Here is an 18,157-nt window from a genome sequence, read left to right on the forward strand (position 1 = left end):
CGGGTGGGGGTCCGGTCGGTGGCAGTACGAGACGTCGGGGGCCGCGCGGGTCAGGAGAGGACGAAGGCCCGCACGGCGGCGGCGATGTGCGCGACCTGTCTGTCCGTCAGCTCCGGGTGCAGGGGCAGGGAGAGCATGCGCCGGGCGGCCCGCTCGGCGTGCGGCCACCGGTCGTCCGGCGCGGTGTACGGGGCGAAGGCCGGCTGGTGGGGCAGCGGGCGCGGGTAGTACACGTGGCTGTCGACACCGCGCTCGCGCAGGTGCCGGGCCAGCTCGTCGCGGCGCTCCGCCAGCAGCGTGTACACGTAGTGGCAGCGGCCCTCACGGCCCGGCGGCGGGGTGAGGATGCCGTGCTCGGCGAGCGGCGCGAGATGGTCGGTGTAGTACGCGGCGATGGCGGACCGGCGCCGCAGCCGGGCGGCGAGCCCGGCCAGCCGGTGGCACTGGAAGGCCGCCTGGATCTCGTCGAACCGGCTGTTGTGGCCGACGACATGGTGCACGAACCGCCGCTCGCCGTCCTGCCCGTGGTTGCGCAGCATCCGCACCCGCCGCCCGAGCTCCGCGTCCCGGGTCACCACCACGCCGCCCTCGCCCGGCATCCCGAACGACTTCACCTGGACGAAGGAGAAGACCCCGGCCTCGCCCCACAGCCCCGCGGGCCGCCCGTGCAGCACGGCGCCCTGCGCGACCGCCGAGTCCTCCACCAGCCGCACACCGCGCCGCCGCGCCAGCTCGGTGAAGCGCGGCATGTCCGCCATGACCGAGAACAGATGCGCCGGCATGATTGCCGCGGTGCGGCCGGTGATCCGGCGCTCCACCTCGTCGGGGTCGGCGACCATCCGGTGCGGGTCGACGTCGGCGAAGACCGGGACGGCGCCCAGGTTGGCCACGCAGGCGGCCGGCGGCGCGCAGCCGAGGGCGGGCACCACCACCTCGTCGCCCGCCCCCACGCCCATCGCCGTCAGTACCAGGGTGAGGGCGGAGGTGCCGCTGCCGCAGGCGACCACGTCCTCCGCCCCGTACAGCAGGCGCAGGCGCAGTTCGAGGGCGCGGGTGTGCTCGCCGAGGATGAAGCGCTGCTCAGGGGCGCCGCCGATGCGCCGCAGCAGGTCGAGCATGAGCGCGCGGTCGGCCGCGAACAAGTCGGGCGGGAAGAAGGGGACGGCCGGGCGCGGCGGCCGCGGCGCGGTCACCGCGGCCCGCCGGCGTAGAAGGCGCGGATCTCCGCGCAGACCCGGTCGACCTGAGCGACCGTCAGATCCGGGTACAGGGGCAGGGCCAGCGCGCGCCGGGCGGCGGCCTCGGCGTGCGGGAAGTCGCCCGCGCGGTGGCCGAGTCCGGCGAAGGCGGGCTGGTGGGGCAGCGGCACGGGGTAGTAGACCTCGGTGCCGATGCCGCGCCGGGCGAGGTGCGCCGCGAGGGCGTCGCGCCGCTCGGCCTCGATCAGGTACACGTACAGCACGTCGGCGCGGTCCGGGCCGCGGGTGGGTACGTGGGGCAGCCGGGTGACGCCGGGGACGCCGATGAGCCGCCGGTGGTAGGCCGCGCCGAGGGCGGCGCGGCGGTCGATGTCCCGGTCCAGGCAGGTGAGTTTGGCCAGCAGGACGGCGGCCTGGAGGTCGTCCGTCTTGCTGTTGACGCCGGGCAGGGCGCTGGAGGTGGAGATCGCGGGGAAGTTGTCCAGCGTCCGGCCCGGCCGGCCGTGGTGCCGCAGCGCGGCGACCCGCTCGGCCACCAGCGGGTCGTCGGTGAGCACGGCGCCCGCGTCGCCCAGCGCGCCGAGGGTCTTGCTGGGGAAGAAGGACAGCACGCCGCCCCTGCCGTGCAGCCCGGCGTGGAGCCCGCCCTGCCGCATGCCGATCGCCTCCGCGCTGTCCTCGACGAGCGCGAGGCCGTGCCGGGCGGCGACGGCGGACAGGGCGTCCATGTCGGCCATCCGGGAGAACAGATGGGCGGGCAGCACGAACCGGCTGTCCGGGGTGACGGCCGCGGCGAGCGCGTCCGCGTCCATGGCGTACGTGACGGGGTCGACGTCGACGAAGCGCGGCCGCCCGCCCGCGAGGACGACACTGCTGGCGGTGGCGATGAAGGAGTACGCGGGCACCAGCACCTCGTCCCCGGGGCGCAGTCCGCACGCGCGCAGCAGCAGCACCAGCGCGTCCGTGCCGCTGTTGACCGCGACGACCCGCCCCGCGCCCGTATAAGCGGCCAGCTCCCGCTCCAGCTCGGCTACTTGCGCCCCGTGCGAGAACTTTCCGTGGTCGAAGACCCGATGCACCCGTGCCTCGATCAGCGGCCACAGCCGCGCGAAGGTCGCCGCCTGGGAGAAGAACGGGACGGACACCTCCTGGTCCCGCACGCGCTCGCCGCCGCTGTCGCCGGAATCTGCCGCACCGCGATCGGCCGCGAGGTCGTTGTCGACGGACAATGCCACCACACCCCTGCATGCGTCGGCGGAATTTCCAATACCACAGAAAAATACGCTCTGAAGAAAGGCGCGTCAGTGGGCCTCAGGCTATTTCACTCGTAACGGTTACCGCCCTCATCCTTTGCGGTCGTCATTCGCTCTGCGGCATTGACGCCGCTTCCGCGCCCGCGCCTACAGTCGCTCACCGGGCGCGATTCGACCGCCGGGCCGCACGGCGGTCCGCCGCGTGGGGAGGGACGATGCTGCAGCCTCTGATCGTCGGACTGGGCCGCTCCGGAAGGGGACTTCACCTCCAGGCGCTCGCGAGGCTCGCCCGCGCACCGGACGGACCGCTGTGCGCGGTGCCGCCGGTCGCCTGCGATCCGCGCGCCGAGGCCGGGCGGCGGCTGCCCGGCGTGCGGGTCACCCGCACCATGGCCGAGGCCCGCCGTCTGGTCAGCCCCGCGGCCACCGTGGTGCACGTGTGCACCCCGCCGCCGGCCCGCACCGCCGTGCTGACCGAACTCGCCCTGTACGGCTTCGACAAACTGCTGGTCGAGAAGCCGCTCGCGGCCGGGCGCGCCGACCTCGAGGAGATCGTCCGGCTGTGCCACCGCCACCAGCTCGACCTGCGCGTGGTCTCCCACTGGCTGGACGCGGAGCTCACCGGCCGGCTGCGCGGGCTGGTCCGGCAGCGCACGCTCGGCGAGCTGACGGCGATCAGCGCGACCCAGCACAAACCCCGCTTCACCCGGTCCCTGACCGACGCCGGCCATCCCACGGCCTTCGACGTCGAGATACCGCACGCGCTGGGTGTGCTCCTCGACCTCGCCGGACCCGCCGAACTCGTCGACGCCCACTGGCACGACCTGCACTGCGGCGACCTGGTGCTGCCCCGGCTCGGCGGCGCGGGCCTGACACTCCGTCACCACTCGGGCGTCCGCAGCGAGATCGTCTCCGACCTCGATTCGCCCGTACGGCAGCGCTCCATCACCCTGCACTTCACGCACGGCACGGCCACCGGCCACTACCCGCTCAGCGAGCACGACGACCACGCCCAGCTCGTGATCACCGGCGACCGGCCCGCCCGCCAGATCTTCCGCGACGACGCGCTGACGGCCTTCCTGCACCGCGCCTACCGCGACTTCGCCGACGGCCCGCGCGCCGACATCGGCCGGCACTGCGCCGTGGTGCGTCTGCTGTGCGACGCCAAGGACCACTGCCACGCCACCGACCGCGCCCGGTCGCCGGGCCCGCAGACACGGAGGGACGCCCATGCCGGCTGAACCCAGCGGACCGAGGCCCGCCGCCTTCCCCGTCCAGCGGCTGGCCGGGATCGGTGACGAGGCCGCCACCGGTCTGACCGGCCAGCTCGCCGCGCTCGGCCGGCTCGGCTGGCCAGGGCTCGAACTGCGCACCGTCGACGGCGTCCCGATGTCCGACCTCGGCCAGGACCGGGTCCGGGAGATCGCGGGGCGGCTCCGCGCGGCGGGCGTCCGCACCGTCGCCCTGGCCTCCCGCATCGGCAACTGGGCCCGCCCGATCACCGCGTCGTTCGCCGCCGACCTGGCCGAACTGGACACCCTCACCGACCAGTGCGCCCGGCTCGACTGCCGGTACATCCGCGTCATGTCGTACCCCAACGACGGTCTTCCCGAGGCCGATTGGGGACACCGGGCCGTCGACCGCGTCGCCCGCCTGACCGCCCGCGCGGAACGCGCCGGTCTCACCCTGCTGCACGAGAACTGCGCGGGCTGGGCCGGCGCCGACCCCGGCCGGATGCTGCGCCTGGTGCGCGAGACCGGCTCCCCGGCGCTGCGGCTGCTGTTCGACACCGGCAACGGCCTCGCGCATGGCTACGACGCCCGCGGCCTGCTGCGCCGGATCGCGCCGTACGTGGCGCACGTGCACGTCAAGGACGGGATCGCGGAGGCCGGCGAGGTGACGTACACGCTGCCCGGCGACGGGCGGGCGCGGGTGGCCGACTGCCTGCGGCTGCTGCTGGACTCCGGCTACGCGGGCGCGTTCAGCCTGGAGCCGCACCTGGCCGTACGCCCGCACGAAGGGCTGCGCGCGACCGGCGGCGCGGCGGACCTGTTCGTCCGCGCCGGGCAGCGGCTGCGCGCCCTGCTCGACGCGGACGAGCCGGCCCCGGCGCCCACCGGGGCCGCCCGGTGACGGGCCGTCGGCCCCTGTTCGGCCCCGGCGACCGGGCGCTGCTGCTGCGTCTGCTCCGTATCCCCACCGTGGCACCGCTGGAGACGGGCCCCGGCCCCGGCCCCGGCCCCGGCCCCGGCCCCGGCCCCGGCCCCGGCCCCGGCCCCGGCCCCGGCCCCGGCCACGACCGGCGGTGGCCCGCGACCGTGGGCCCAGGACGGTGCCGACGCGACGGACTCCGGCGGGCGCAGCGCGCCTACGCGCGTGCTGCCCGCGCGGCCGGCTTCAAAGTCGTGCACCACGCCGCCCCGCCGGAGGACGTACTGCACCGCGCCGACGTACCCGCGGTGGTACGGCGGCGCGCCGCGGCCGACCCCGGATTCCTGGCGCGCCAGCCCGGTCTGGTGCTGCGCCTCGGCCCGGATCTGCCGCGCGTCCCGACCGTGATGTTCAACGTCCACCTGGACACGGTGGCGGGCGCGGAGCCGGTCGGCTTCGACGGGACGCGGTTCACCGGGCGCGGCGCGATCGACGCCAAGGGTCCGGCGGTCGCCCTGCTCGCCGGTGTCCGTGCCGCGCGCGCCGCCTGCCGGGACCTCGGCCGCCGCGTCGCCGTGCTCGTGCAGGCGGTCGGCGGCGAGGAAGGCGGCGCGATGGGCGTCTACGGCACCCGGCCGCTGATCGAGGCCGGGTTCACCGGCCGCCTGAACGTCTTCTGCGAACCGACCGGGCTGCGCTGGCTGCCCCGCGCCACCGCGTCGATGACCGCCCGGATCACCGTCCGCGGCGAGGACGCCGTCGACGACCGCCCGGAACACGGCCACAACGCCAGCGTCGTACTCGGCTTCCTCGCCCAGCACCTGGCCGCCGCGCTCGACGGGCGGACGGCGGACGGCCGGGTCTGCGTGGCCGGCCTGCACACCGGGCATCTGCACAACCGCGTCTACGGGCAGGGCAGTCTGCTGCTCAACCTCTCCTACGCCACCGCCTGGCAGGGCGCCGCCCTGGAACGCGCGGTCACCGAGGCCCTGGCCGACGGACTGCGCGCCTTCACCCAACGCTTCGCGGACAGCGCCCACTTCGCCCGTACCGCCGCCGACGCGGCCGCCGTCACCCGCCTGGAGTGGGACAAACGCGGACTGCCGTGCCTGGCCGCGGGCAGCGACCCGTGGGCCGAGTCCCTGCTGCACGCGGCGGGCGCGCCCCGCTGGCCCGACGACGAGCCCGCCTTCACCTGCGACGCCATCTGGGCAGACGGCCTGCCCGACGCCTCCACCGTGGTCCTCGGCCCCGGCCGCCTGGACGACAACCGTGCCCACGCGGCGGGGGAGTTCGCGGACCTCGCGGATCTGGAGGCGTTCGCGGACGTGGTGGCGCGCCTGCTGACCGTCTTCGCCGCCCGATCAGCCCGATCAGCCCGATCAGCCGACCGAGGGAGCGCCGTATGACGCCGCCTGCCCGTACTTCCGTCCCCGCTTCCGTACCCACTCCCGTCACCGCTTCCGCCCCCGCATCGTCCGTTTCCGCGTCCCCGGCGTCCGTGGTCGTCGATCACGAGCGGCTGGTGGGTGCCGTCGCCGGGCTCTTCGCCGGGTACGGCATTCCGCCCGGTCGCGCGGCTCTCGCCGCGCACGCGCTGTGCCACGGGGACCTGACCGGGCCCGCCTCGCACGGCGTGGCCAACCTGACCCGCCTCTACCTGCCGCTGCTCACCGAGGGGCGCGTCGACCCCGCCGCCGTTCCCCGTACGGTCGTCGACCTGGGTGCCTGCGCCGTCGTCGACGCCCGGCGCGCGCTGGGCCTGTGGGCGGCGGCCGAGGCCATGGACGACGCGGTGGAACGGGCCCGCCGCCACGGTATCGGTCTCGTAGTGGTGCGCGGCGCCACACACTTCGGCTGCGCCGGCTTCCACGCCGTGCGCGCCGCGGCCCACGGCATGATCGGGCTCGTGGCGAGCAACTGCGGCGGCCAGCGCATCGCCCGCCCGCCGCACGGCGCGCTCCCCCTGCTCGGCACCAACCCGCTCGGCGTCGCCGCGCCCGCCCTCGACGGCCACCCCTTCGTCCTGGACATGAGCACCACCACGGTGCCCACCGGACGGATCCGCACCGCCGCCCGCCGTGGCGAACGCCTCCCGGAAGGCTGGCTGGAGGACGCGGCCGGCCGACCCGTGACCGACCCGGCCGCCTTCGACCGGGGCACCGCGTATCTGCGCTGGCTCGGCGGCGACCCGGACACCGGCGCGTACAAGGGCTTCGGGCTCGGCCTGGTCGTCGAACTGCTCGCCGCGGTACTGCCGGGCGCGGCCGTGGGACCGGCCCCGGCGGCCCTGACCGGCGACGGACGGCCGCACGGCCGCGACGACGACATCGGCTTCCTGCTGCTGGCCATCGCCCCCGAAACGCTGCGCCCGGAAGGGGACTTCACCGGCGCGGCGCGGGACGTCTTCCGCACCCTGCTGGACTGCCCGCCCCTCGACCCGCACACCCCCGTGCGCTATCCGGGCTGGTGGGAGGCCGAACGGGCACGGACACGGCGGCGCACGGGCATCCCGCTGGAGGCAGCCGTGCACGCGGAACTGGTGGATCTGGGACTGGACCTGCCCGCCCAGGACCCGACGGCCGCCGAGCCTGCGGCTGCCGAACCCGCGCCCGTGGAACCCGCACCTGCCGAACCCGCGTCCGCCGGGCCCGAGGTTGCCGAACCCGCCGCCGTCGAGCCGTCTGCCCCCGAACCGCCTGTCGTCGAACCCGCCGCTGTCAGGGAAGGCGCGGCGTGACCCGCCGCCCGCCGCGTCGCGTCGGAGTCGTCGGGCTCGGGGCGATCTCCCGGTTCCATCTCGCCGCGATCGACCGGCTGCCCGGATGGGAGCAGGTCGCGGTGTGCGACGTACGCGAGGCCGCGCGGACCCCGTACCAGGGGCGGGTCGTCTGCTACGCCGATCACCGCGCGCTGCTCGCCCACCCGGGCCTGGACGCCGTCGTGGTCACCGTGCCCAACGACCTGCACGCTCCGGTCTGCCGGGACGCCCTGCTGGCCGGAGTGCCCGTGTGCGTCGAGAAGCCGCTGGCCACCGACCTGGCCGAGGCACGCGCACTCGACCGGCTGGCCCGGGACCGAGGCACGGTGCTGTTCACCGCCTTCCACCGCCGCCACAACGACCGGGCGCGCGCCCTGCGGCGCGCGCTCAGGGACCGGGCGCCGATCGCCGCGCTGCGGGTCCGCTATCTGGAGCGCATCGAGGACCACATCGGCGGCGACACCTGGTACCTCGATCCGCTGCGGTGCGGCGGCGGCTGCGTCGCCGACAACGGGCCCAACGCCTTCGACCTGGTGCGGTACTTGCTCGGCGAGGTGGAGGTGACCTCCGCCGAGGTCGTCCGCGACGCGCACGGCACCGACCGGCGGGCGGTGGTCGCGCTGCGCTCCACGGTGGCCGGCGGCACGGCCCGCGTCGAGCTGGACTGGTCGTATCCGGGGGAGCGCAAGGACCTGTGGCTGCGGCTGGCGGACGGCACCGTCCTGACGGCGGACCTGCTCGCCGGGCACCCCGGCTTCAAGGCGTCCCTGTGGCACGAGTACGCCGGTGTCCTGGACGCCTTCGCCGCGGCACTCGACGCGGGAGCCACGGCCGGAGCGGGCGGCGGCCTGGCCGCACTGGAACTCGTGCACGCGGCGTACGACCGGGAGCGGAGCACGGCGGAGCACCCGAGTGCGGCGGAGCAGCCGAGCGCGGGGGAGCACCCGAGTACGGGGGAGCAGCCGAGCGCGGGGGAGCACCCGAGAACGGCGGCGCGGACGCGGGAGGGACGATGAGCGGTCCCGGTGAGGACGGGGCGAAGCGCGAGGTGCGGGGCGCGCTGGTCAAGGTGCTGCTGCACAGCCGCACCGACCGCGGCATGACCCTGGAGCCGTACACGAGCCGTTGTGTGCGGCGCGGCGAGCTGCACGAGCTGGTCGCCACCGACCAGGACGGCGCCGTACCGGGAACCCGCATCGACCGGGTGGGCTTCCTCGGCTTCGCCGAGCTTACCCGCGCGGGCGTCATCGACCGGGGCGACGGCTGCTGGATCGGCGGCACGCTCGTCGGCACGGTGCTGGGCTTCGACGCCTGCCACTTCCCCAACCACTACAACATCCTCGTCGTCACCGCGGGCCTGCCGACCGGCCGCAGCCTCAGCCTGCGCCCGGAGCTGTCCGTCGCCTTCACCGCCTCCCCGCTGCTGCCGCCGTACGGGCCGCCGCGAACCCCGGCCTGACCCGCCCGCAGCCCGGCGTACGACGTACCGCGCACCGCGCACCGCGTACGGCCGGTGGCTCCGCCGCACGAGGCGGGAACCACCGGCCGCGGTGTGCCCTACGCGCCCTGCGTGTCCTACGGGTCAGCCCAGGAGTTCCACGTCCAGGCGGCCGTAGTGGTACTCGCGGACCGCGGCGAGCAGCTCGTCCTGGGACAGCTCACCGTTGCCGTCGCTGTCCACCTGCTCGAAGAGCTGCTGCGCCTGGCCCGAGTCCACCCCGACGCCGGTCAGCCAGGCCGCGAACTCCTCGCCGTTGATCAGCCCGTCGGAGTTCTTGTCGCACAGGCCGATCAGCGCCTCGATCACCGGGCCGAGAGCGCGGTTGAAGTCGGCCTCGCCCTTGGAGAAGATCAGGTCCCCGGTGACGCGCAGGAAGTCGTCCTGCGAGAGGGAGCCGTCCGCGGGCACCCCGGCCTCCTGGGCGAGGTGCGCGAACAGGCCCTGGAAGGCGTCGTTCAGCGCTCGCACCTCGGGGGACCGGGGGTCCTTGTCGAAGTTGCCGGCGATCTTCGCGGCCTCGCCCTCGAAGTCGGACGCCTCGAGGGAGCCGCTGCCGTCGGTGTCCCACTTCTCGAAGCGCTTCTGGAGCCGCGCGTTGGCGGTTGCAGTCGTCATTTGCTTCCACTCCTTCTTTCTTTTCCTGATTTCTTTTTCGGATTTAGCTTTTGGGGTTTTCGCTCTTGAAACCGTCGAGGAGGCTTTTCAACACCGGTGGAGCTGGGTGATCCGGGGCCCGGAGAACCGGCCGAGCGTGTCGAGCACCGGGCACGGGGCACGCGCCATCAGCGGTGCGCCGTAACAGGTGTGGTCCTGGAGCAGGATGGCGAGGCCGGCGTCCGCGAGGGCCCGGGGGAGCTCGGGCGCCCGCGGTACCGGCGTTCCGTCGACGGTGAACTCCGGTACGTAGGGGTCGTGGTAGAGCACCCGCGCCCCGCGCTCGCGCAGGTCGCGTACCACCGGGACGGCGGGGGAGTGCCGGACGTCCGCGGACCCGGGCTTGTAGGCCGCGCCCAGGAGCAGGATCTCCGCCCCCGCCACGGGTTTGCCCAGCCCGGTGAGGAGTGCGGCGGCCCGTTCGGTCACATGGCGGGGCAGGCGGTCCAGCACTGTACGGGCGGCCGAGACCAGTCGCAGCGGACGGCCCGCCGCGTCGGCGCTCGCGGCCAGATGGTGCGGATCGACGGGGATGCAGTGGCCGCCCACCCCCGCGCCGGGACGGAACGGCGCGTAGCCGAAGGGCTTGGTCGCGGCGCAGTGCAGCACGTCCCGGACGTCGATGCCGAGCGCGTCGCAGCACAGCGCGATCTCGTTGACCAGCGCGATGTTCACGTAGCGGTAGGTGTTCTCCAGCAGCTTGGCCATCTCGGCCTCGCGGGTGCCCCTGGCCACCACCAGGGTGTCCACCAGGCGGCCGTAGAAGGCGGTGGCGTACTTGGCGCACAGCGGCGTGCAACCGCCGATCACCTTGGGGGTGTTGGAGAGACCGAACGACGGGTTGCCCGGGTCGATCCGTTCGGGGGAGTAGGCGAGGTAGAAGTCCTCGCCGGCCCGCAGTCCGCTGCCGCGCTCCAGCACGGGGCGCACGACCTCCTGCGTGGTGCCGGGACGGCTGGTCGACTCCAGCACCACCAGCGTGCCGGGCCGCAGATGAGCGGCCACGTCGACGGCGGCCGCCCGGACCGCCGACAGATCGGGGGCCCCGTCGGCGGTCAGTCCGGTCGGCACGCAGATCACCACCGTGCCGGCCCGGCCGAGCACCGCGGGATCGCGGCCGGCCCGGAATCCGGCCGTCAGCATCGCGGCGAGCTGGGCGTCGCGGACGTCGCCGATGTGCGACCGCCCGGCGCGCAGACCGTCCACCACGGCACCGTCCGTGTCGTACCCGGCGGTGGTCATCCCCACCGCACAGGCCCGGGCGGCCAGCGGCAGTCCGACGTGCCCCAGTCCGACGACAACGAGATCGGTCATCATCCGGCGGAGAAGCTGCCGCTGCCGCTCGCCACGTGCGAGCCGTAGCCGGGCTGCACGCTCAGACTGGGGGTCATGCAGAAGGGATCGCCGTAGATCTGCACCGGCGCGTCGGTCTCATTGATCAGCACATGGGCGGTGGGCGGCAGCTTGACGCAGCCGCTGGGGTTCTCGTACGTGGTCACCTGCTCCAGCTCGGTCCCGAAGACGTAGACCTTGCCGGTGCTCGCATGGGCCGGGACGCTGCCGACACCGATGGCGACCATGGCTGCGGCTGCCAGCGTGACGAAGGGGACGCGCAGTCGACGCATGGGGGTGCTCCCTTCACAGAGCCTGTCACCGAACGCTTGGACCCAACTGGTCCCCGTGGTGCAGGCCCGTGATGTTCACAGCCCTCCGATGGAGCGGTCTTCGCCGACCGGCCTTGTCGGACGCGTACGCCCTTGGTATGGCCGTGCGGCGGCCTGGCACCGGGCTGCGCGTCGGCCCGGCACCGGCGGGTGCACGTCACCGCACGGCAGCGCGGATCAGTACGCGGCACCGCACGTCAGTACACGTCGCGGACGTACCGCTTGTCCGCGGCCAGGCGCCTGACGTGGGCGGCCGCCTCGTCGGGTTCCATGCCGCCGTGCAGGGCGACCACGTCCCTGAGGGCCCGGTCGACGTCCTTGGCCATCCGGCCCGCGTCGCCGCACACGTAGAAGTGGGCGCCGCCGCTGAGCCACTGCCACAGCCGGGCGCCGTTCTCCCGCATCCGGTCCTGCACATAGACCTTGTTCCGCTGGTCGCGGGAGAAGGCGAGGTCGAGACGGGTGAGGTGGCCCGACGCCCGGTGGGCCTCCAGGGCCTCACGGTGGTAGAAGTCGGTGGCCTCGCGCTGCTCGCCGAAGAACAGCCAGTTGGGACCGGTGTGGCCACGGGCCCGGCGGTCCTGAAGGAAGCCGACGAAGGGCGCCACACCGGTACCGGGCCCGACCATGATCATCGGGGTGGCGGGGTCGGCGGGCGGCCGGAAGTGCGGTGAGCGCTGCACGAAGACCTGCACCGGACCGTCGTCCGCGCAGTCGGCGAGGTAGGTCGAGCACACGCCCTTGCGGTCCCGGCCGAGGTCGTTGGTCCAGCGGACGACGGAGACGGTGAGGCGGACCTCGCCGGGGTGCGCGAGCGGGCTGGAGGAGATGGAGTACAGGCGGGGCTGGAGCCGCGGGAGGACCCCGGCCCACTCCGCCGCCGAGGCCCGGACGGGGTACGCGGCGACGACGTCGGCGGCCTGGCGGCCCCAGCTCCACTTGGCCAGCTCGTCCTTGTTGTCGGGGCGCAGCAGTCGCTTCAGGTCGTGGCCGCCGGTGCGCTCCGCCACGAATTTGAGCAGCCCGGTGGTGATCCGCGAGATGTCCAGGCGGGTGCGGAGGGCTTCTTCGAGGGGGACGGGCACGCCGTCGCCGGGGTCGACGGGCTCGCCGGGACCGAGTCCGGTGAGGGCCAGCCATTCGGCGACGAGCCCGGCCCCGTTGGCCGGCCAGACACCGAGGGCGTCACCGGCCTCGTAGGCGAGTTCGCCGTCGCGGGTGTCGAAGGTGAACTCCCGCACCTCCTTCTGCGAACCGGGCAGGCTCAGCAGCCGGTTGCCGATGAGGAGGGTGGCGAAGGGTGACGTCCTGGTGAAGCCGGGCGGCGCGGGGACCGCCACCGGTACCGGTACTGGTTCCGCCACAGGTACCGGTCCCGGCCCGGGTACCTGCACCGGGGACGCCCCGGCGGGCTGCCGGACCTCGGCCGTGGTCAGGGCGGTGACCACCCGGTCGAGCCACTGTCCGGCCGCCCCCTCGAAGTCGGGTTCGCAGTCGGCGCGGGGGACGAGCCGGGTGGCGCCGAGCGCGTGGAGGCGTTCGTCGAGCCGGCGGCCGTGTCCGCAGAAGTCGTCGTAGGCGGAGTCGCCGAGGGCGAGCACCGCGTACCGGACGCCGTCGAGGCGTCCGGCGTCCGGGGCCGCCAGCGCCTGCCAGAAGCCGGTGCCGTTGTCGGGCGCCTCGCCGTCGCCGAACGTGCTGGTGACGAGGAGGACGTCGGTGCCGGGGGTGAGCCGGGCCGGGGTCGTGTCAGCCATGGGCAGCAGCTCGGGGGCGCGGCCCGCCTCGGCGAGGTGCGCGGCGGCGGCGACGGCAAACTCCTCGGCGTTGCCGGTCTGCGAGGCCCACAGGACGACCAGCGGGCGGGCCGGCACGGGGGCGGTCTCGGCCGTCACGGCCGCGGGGGACGGTGCCGGGGCGGCGGTGCGGGAGTACATCCCGGCGAGGACCCCGTCCACCCACAGGGCACTGTCCGGGGCGAAGGGCGCGTCCGGCGGCAGCACCGGGACGCCCCCGGCGGGCGGAGCCAGCGCGAGACCGGAGAGATACCCGGAGAGGTACCGGCGCTCGGGTTCGGCCAGCGGTACGGGGGCCGGATCGGCGACACCGAAGAGCGTGGCGAGCGCGTGGACGGAGGGCTCCGCCGGGGCCGGGTGCGAGGCGCCCACCGAGCCCACCGAGCCCACCGGGACCGTCGAGGCCGGGTGCGGGGTGTCCGCCGGGAGCACTGACGTCGGCTGCGAGACGCCCGCCGGGACCGCCGGTGCCGACGACGCCGGGACCGGTGCCGCCGTCCTGGTCAGCGTGACCGCGCACACCTTCAGCTCGGGCTGGAAGGAGACCGGGTCGACGGCGTCGTTGGTGACGGCGTTGATGCCGAGGTACTCGCCGAAGAGGTCGTTCCAGTGGAAGGGGGCGAAGCAGGTGCCGGGGCGGACCCGGTCGGTGACCACGGCGGGCAGCACGGCGCGCCCGCGGCGGGAGGCGACCTCCAGGTGGTCGCCCTCGCACACCCCGAGCGCCCGCGCGTCCTCGGGGTGAACCTCCACGAAGGGCCCGGGGCTGAGCCTGTTGAGCTTGGCGACCTTCCCCGTCCTGGTCATCGTGTGCCACTGGTGCTGGAGCCGGCCGGTATTGAGGACGAACGGGTAGTCGTCGTCGGGCAGTTCGGCCGGGGGCAGGTGCGGACGCGCGAAGAACCGGGCGCGTCCGCTCGGCGTCGGGAAGGCGAGCCGGGGGCGGCTGCCGTCCTCGCGGACCAGGAGGGTCTGGCTGACGCCGTCGTTGAGGTAGCGGACCGGGTTGCGGTCCGGGCCGTCGGCGGCCGGGGACGGCCACTGGACCGGCGCGCCGCGCAGCCGGTCGTAGCTCACCCCGCGCAGGTCCCAGCCGGTCTTCGGGTTCCACGCCTGCTTCAGCTCCTCGAAGACCTCCTCGGCGGAGGCGTACGTGAAGGCGTCGGCGAAGCCCATCGCGCGGGCCACCCGGGCGATCAGCTCCCAGTCGGGGAGCGCCTGTCCGGGCGGGTCGACGACGCCCTGCACGAGGGTGAGGTTCCGCTCCGAGTTGATCATGACGCCGTCGGACTCCGCCCAGAGCGTCGCGGGCAGTACGGCATCGGCATACGGGGTGGTCTCGGTCTCGGTGAAGACGTCCTGGACGACGACGAGTTCGGCGGCCTCCAGCCCGGCGATGACCGTCTTGCGGTTGGCGACCGAGGCGACCGGGTTGGTGCAGATGATCCAGCACGCCTTGACGTCACCGGCGGCCATCCGCTCGAACATCTCGACCGTGCCGCGCCCGGTCTCCGTCCGCAGGGAGCCCTCGGGTATGTGCCACAGGTCCTCGACGAAGGTGCGCTCGGCGGCGTCCAGGACCGAGCGCTGGCCGGGCAGCCCCGGGCCCATGTAGCCCATCTCGCGCCCGCCCATGGCGTTGGGCTGGCCGGTCAGCGAGAAGGGCCCCGATCCCGGGCGGCAGATGGCGCCGGTGGCGAGGTGCAGGTTGACCAGGGCATTGGTGTTCCAGGTGCCGTGCGTGGACTGGTTCAGGCCCATGGTCCAGCAGCTCGTCCACTCACCGGCCTCGCCGATCCACCGCGCGGCCCGGCGCAGGTCGTCCTCGGCGAGGCCGGTGATCTCCGCGACCCGGTCGGGCGGGTAGTCCGCGAGGAAGCCGGGCATCTCCGCCCAGCCCTCGGTGAACTCGGCGATGAACGCGTCGTCCGTGTGGCCGTTCTCGACCAGCAGGCGCAGCAGTCCGTTCAGCAGGGCGAGATCGGTGCCGGGCCTGATCCGCAGGAACAGATCGGCCTTGTCGGCGGTGGCGGTGCGGCGCGGGTCGACGACGATCAGCTTGGCGCCCGCCTTGACCCGGTCCATCATCCGCAGGAAGAGGATCGGGTGGCAGTCGGCCATGTTGGCGCCGATGACGAAGAACACGTCCGCGTGGTCGAAGTCGTCGTACGAGCCCGGCGGGCCGTCCGCGCCCAGCGACAGCTTGTAGCCGGATCCCGCGGAGGCCATGCACAGCCGGGAGTTCGACTCGATCCAACTGGTCCGCACGAACCCCTTGGCCAGCTTGTTCGCCAGGTACTGCGCCTCCAGCGACAGCTGCCCCGACACGTAGAAGGACAGCGCGTCGGGCCCGTGCTCGTCCAGGATCGCCCGCAGCCGCCCGGCGACCGCCGCCACGGCCTCGTCCACGTCCGTCGCGGCCGGTTCCGCGTCCCGCTCGGCGCGCACCAGCGCCGTCGTCGCCCGCCCCGGCGCGGCCATCATGTCGGCGCTCGTCGCCCCCTTGGTGCACAGCCGGCCGCCGTTCGCGGGGTGCGCCCTGTCCCCGGACGCCCTGGCCGCGCGGCGCCGGCCGTCGACGGGGTCCCGTACGACGTCGAGGACGATGCCGCAGCCGACCCCGCAGTACGAGCAGACCGTGCGGACGCTGCCGCCCTCCGAGCCAGATGCCACCTGAAACCTCATCCCGCGGTGCGTGTGCCGTCCCGAGCGGGGCCCGTGCCGCGGACGGCGGACAGGCCCATGACCAGCACCGTAGGAAGATCGAATTTCCGGCCCGTCACACGCCGGGAGCATCTGGGGTTACGCACCCCGCACACATCACGGCGGCGCCGTGTGAGCGCGGGTCCCCGTAACCCGGGCCGGTGGGTCGGACGCGGAACAGCGGGCCGCGGCGGCCGGCTCGTCGGCGGGACGGCCCGGGGGGAGGCCGGGAGGCCGGGTGCGGACTTCTCAGGCACGGTCGGGTTCCCTCCGGGCCGGGGCGGTGGTGGTGTCCGGCGCGCGGTCCGCCGACGCCCGGCGGTAGCGCCCGGAGGAGTACGACCTGCTCCGCACGTACTACGCGGTTACGGCGCCGACTACAACACCACCACCCGGCTGCGCCGCTACGTCGGCGGGGCCGGGGATGCGCCCGCTCGTCCACGACCACTCCGGGCGCGTACCGGTAACACGCCGGACATCCCGGGGCGGTGACGGTTTCTCAGGAAGATCATAGGATCGCGCCCGGCGCCACTGGCACCACCTGCACCACCTGCACCACCCCGTACCCCACCACCCCGGGAGGAGCATGTGAACAGACGTCACGCGGTCGCCTGGGCCGCATCGGCACTCTTCACCGCGTTCACGCTGACCGGAACGCTCACCGGCCCCGCCGCCGCGGCGCCGGTGTCCGGCACCGCCGGGCGGGCGGCCGTCGCCACCGCGACCGACCCCGTCACACACGCGCAGAACGACCGTGTCCCCGAGGGCTCGGTCTGGACGCAGGCCTACTTCCCGTCCGCGGACCGCTCCGGCACGGAGCTGCACGCCGACGTCCTGCGGCCCGAGGGCATGTCCAAGAAGGCCAGGGTGCCCGTCATCCTGTCGGTCGGTCCGTACTTCGGGCACTCCGGGCAGACGGGCGTCGAGGGCTGGTCGCACACCGGGCCCTCGGCCCGCTTCCAGGACTTCATCGAGGGCACCGACCTGTTCGAGCACGGCTACGCCTTCGTCATGGTGGACCTGCGCGGCTTCGGCGGCTCCACCGGCTGCCTCGACTGGGGCGGCCCCGGCGAACAGGCCGACGTCGAGGCGGCCGTCGACTGGGCCGCGAAGCAGCCGTGGTCCACCGGCGCGGTCGGCATGTACGGCAAGTCCTACGACGCCGTCACCGGTCTCATCGGCAACAACCTGGACCAGCGCGCCCTGAAGGCCGTCGTCGCCCAGGAGCCCGTCTGGGACATGTACCAGTACATCTACTCGAACGGCGTGCCGCGTCCCAACGTCACCGGCACCGCCGACGCCTACAACGGCATCGCGACGACCGGCCAGATGGCCGACGACGACGCGCACTACCTGGCCAACTCCCGTTACGAGGAGTCCCACCCGGAGTGCCTCACCGAGAACTCGGCCGGCTACCGAATAGCCGATCAGCACGACGAGCACTGGACCTCCCGCGACCTGGCGAAACTCGCCAGGGGCAGTGACACCCCGCTCTTCGTCACCCAGGGCTTCATCGAGAACAACACCAAGCCCGAGGAGATGCAGGAGTACCTCGACAACCACCGGGGCGTCGAGCGCGGCTGGCTCGGCCAGTGGGAGCACGTCCGCGGCGGCGACCGCTACCCCGACGGGCGCCTGTCCATGGGCCGCGAGGGCTGGTACGACGAGACGCTCTCGTTCTACGACCAGTACCTCAAGGGCGCCGAACCGAAGGTCCGTTACCCGGCCTACTCGGTCGAGGACTCCACCGGCGCCTGGCGCGCCCAGCGGACCTGGCCGGTCGTGGAGAAGTCCGTGACCCTGCCGCTCGGCGGCGGCTCGTACGTCGACGACGGCGGAGCCTTGGCGAACGCCGTCCTGGCCGAGTCCGGCGGGACGGCGCCGCCCACGCTCAAGGACCCGTCGCCGACCGGCGGGTGGGACATGGAGCACGCGCCGAGGACCGACCGGACCGCTCCCGAGGGCCTGGCCCGGGAACAGGCCGAGAGCCAGCGGGCCGGCGAGGTCACGTCGAGCTACTTCGTGTGGTCGAAGCCGGTGAAGCGGGACGTGCGGATCACCGGCACCCCGCGGATCTCCCTGACCGCCAGGGGCGAGGGCAACGTCATGCTCAAGCTGTACGACGTCGCCCCGGACGGCACCGCCGTGATGTTCGACGAGCAGGTCTCCCTGCTGCGCTCCGGGCGGCTGGGCGTCGACCTCAAGGCCACCGACTGGACCCTGGCGGCCGGGCACGTGCTCGCCGTCGAGACCGGCTCCATTCAGACCGGCTCGTGGCGCGACACACCCTCGGGCGAGACCATCGAGGTCACGGGGGCCCGGCTGGGGCTGGCCCTGGACGATCCGGCCGACGACGTCGCCACCGGCGGCGCCCGCTCGCCGTACCTGGATACCTATCTGAGCCAGTACACGGTGCGGCTTCCCGCCGGTCCGGGCACGTTCACGGTGCCGGGAGGGCGCCGCTGACCGACGCGG

The 18,157-nt window shown here is 74.1% G+C and carries 13 protein-coding genes; 7 read left to right on the top strand and 6 right to left on the bottom strand.

Features of this window, described 5'->3' with window-relative positions:
• Nucleotides 1-50: 50 nt before the first annotated feature.
• Together ACFV6E_RS02705 and ACFV6E_RS02710 are read right to left on the bottom strand one after the other, a co-directional pair.
• Complete coding sequence (locus ACFV6E_RS02705) at nucleotides 51-1,193, bottom strand: DegT/DnrJ/EryC1/StrS family aminotransferase (protein WP_385172421.1); 1,143 nt, start codon at nucleotides 1,191-1,193, stop codon at nucleotides 51-53.
• Nucleotides 1,190-2,434: a DegT/DnrJ/EryC1/StrS family aminotransferase gene (locus ACFV6E_RS02710; protein ID WP_385458962.1), complete on the bottom strand. Its 1,245-nt coding sequence runs from the start codon at nucleotides 2,432-2,434 to the stop codon at nucleotides 1,190-1,192. Before ACFV6E_RS02710 ends, ACFV6E_RS02705 begins: the two co-directional genes overlap by 4 nt.
• Before the next feature lie 233 nt (nucleotides 2,435-2,667).
• On the opposite strand from ACFV6E_RS02710, the gene ACFV6E_RS02715 reads away from it, so the two are divergent.
• The 6 genes from ACFV6E_RS02715 (at nucleotide 2,668) to ACFV6E_RS02740 (ending at nucleotide 8,823) form a co-directional block, all read left to right on the top strand.
• Nucleotides 2,668-3,693 (top strand): Gfo/Idh/MocA family protein, encoded by a 1,026-nt coding sequence (locus ACFV6E_RS02715; RefSeq protein ID WP_385177862.1) that lies wholly within the window; start codon nucleotides 2,668-2,670, stop codon nucleotides 3,691-3,693.
• Entirely contained in the window at nucleotides 3,683-4,585 is a 903-nt protein-coding gene (locus ACFV6E_RS02720; RefSeq protein ID WP_385458964.1) for a sugar phosphate isomerase/epimerase family protein, read from the top strand. The genes ACFV6E_RS02715 and ACFV6E_RS02720 overlap by 11 nt, the downstream gene beginning before the upstream one ends.
• Nucleotides 4,582-6,012, top strand: a complete 1,431-nt coding sequence (locus tag ACFV6E_RS02725; RefSeq protein ID WP_385458966.1) for a M20/M25/M40 family metallo-hydrolase — start codon at nucleotides 4,582-4,584, stop codon at nucleotides 6,010-6,012. The genes ACFV6E_RS02720 and ACFV6E_RS02725 overlap by 4 nt, the downstream gene beginning before the upstream one ends.
• Before the next feature lie 92 nt (nucleotides 6,013-6,104).
• On the top strand, nucleotides 6,105-7,343 hold the full coding sequence (locus ACFV6E_RS02730; protein WP_385458969.1) for an Ldh family oxidoreductase: 1,239 nt from the start codon (nucleotides 6,105-6,107) through the stop codon (nucleotides 7,341-7,343).
• On the top strand, nucleotides 7,340-8,380 hold the full coding sequence (locus ACFV6E_RS02735) for a Gfo/Idh/MocA family protein (protein WP_385458971.1): 1,041 nt from the start codon (nucleotides 7,340-7,342) through the stop codon (nucleotides 8,378-8,380). The genes ACFV6E_RS02730 and ACFV6E_RS02735 overlap by 4 nt, the downstream gene beginning before the upstream one ends.
• The gene (locus ACFV6E_RS02740; protein WP_385171060.1) at nucleotides 8,377-8,823 is read left to right on the top strand and encodes a DUF6917 domain-containing protein; all 447 of its coding nucleotides are present in this window, start codon (nucleotides 8,377-8,379) and stop codon (nucleotides 8,821-8,823) included. The genes ACFV6E_RS02735 and ACFV6E_RS02740 overlap by 4 nt, the downstream gene beginning before the upstream one ends.
• A 123-nt stretch (nucleotides 8,824-8,946) precedes the next feature.
• Here the strand turns inward: ACFV6E_RS02740 and ACFV6E_RS02745 are convergent, their stop codons facing one another.
• The 4 genes from ACFV6E_RS02745 to ACFV6E_RS02760 all read right to left on the bottom strand — a co-directional run bounded on the left by ACFV6E_RS02745 (nucleotide 8,947) and on the right by ACFV6E_RS02760 (nucleotide 15,652).
• Nucleotides 8,947-9,480 (bottom strand): EF-hand domain-containing protein, encoded by a 534-nt coding sequence (locus ACFV6E_RS02745; RefSeq protein WP_385171062.1) that lies wholly within the window; start codon nucleotides 9,478-9,480, stop codon nucleotides 8,947-8,949.
• Nucleotides 9,481-9,567: 87 nt separating this feature from the next.
• Nucleotides 9,568-10,833, bottom strand: coding sequence for a nucleotide sugar dehydrogenase (locus ACFV6E_RS02750; RefSeq protein WP_385458973.1), 1,266 nt, complete (start codon nucleotides 10,831-10,833; stop codon nucleotides 9,568-9,570).
• Nucleotides 10,833-11,144 (bottom strand): hypothetical protein, encoded by a 312-nt coding sequence (locus ACFV6E_RS02755; RefSeq protein ID WP_385171066.1) that lies wholly within the window; start codon nucleotides 11,142-11,144, stop codon nucleotides 10,833-10,835. The genes ACFV6E_RS02750 and ACFV6E_RS02755 overlap by 1 nt, the downstream gene beginning before the upstream one ends.
• A gap of 236 nt (nucleotides 11,145-11,380) precedes the next feature.
• Nucleotides 11,381-15,652: a molybdopterin-dependent oxidoreductase gene (locus ACFV6E_RS02760; RefSeq protein WP_385458975.1), complete on the bottom strand. Its 4,272-nt coding sequence runs from the start codon at nucleotides 15,650-15,652 to the stop codon at nucleotides 11,381-11,383.
• Between the two features lie 618 nt (nucleotides 15,653-16,270).
• Between ACFV6E_RS02760 and ACFV6E_RS02765 the strand changes: the two genes are divergently transcribed.
• Nucleotides 16,271-18,148 (top strand): CocE/NonD family hydrolase, encoded by a 1,878-nt coding sequence (locus tag ACFV6E_RS02765; protein WP_385458977.1) that lies wholly within the window; start codon nucleotides 16,271-16,273, stop codon nucleotides 18,146-18,148.
• The last annotated feature ends 9 nt before the right edge of the window (nucleotides 18,149-18,157 follow it).

It is taken from the genome of Streptomyces sp. NPDC059785 (assembly GCF_042732375.1).
Taxonomy (GTDB): domain Bacteria; phylum Actinomycetota; class Actinomycetes; order Streptomycetales; family Streptomycetaceae; genus Streptomyces.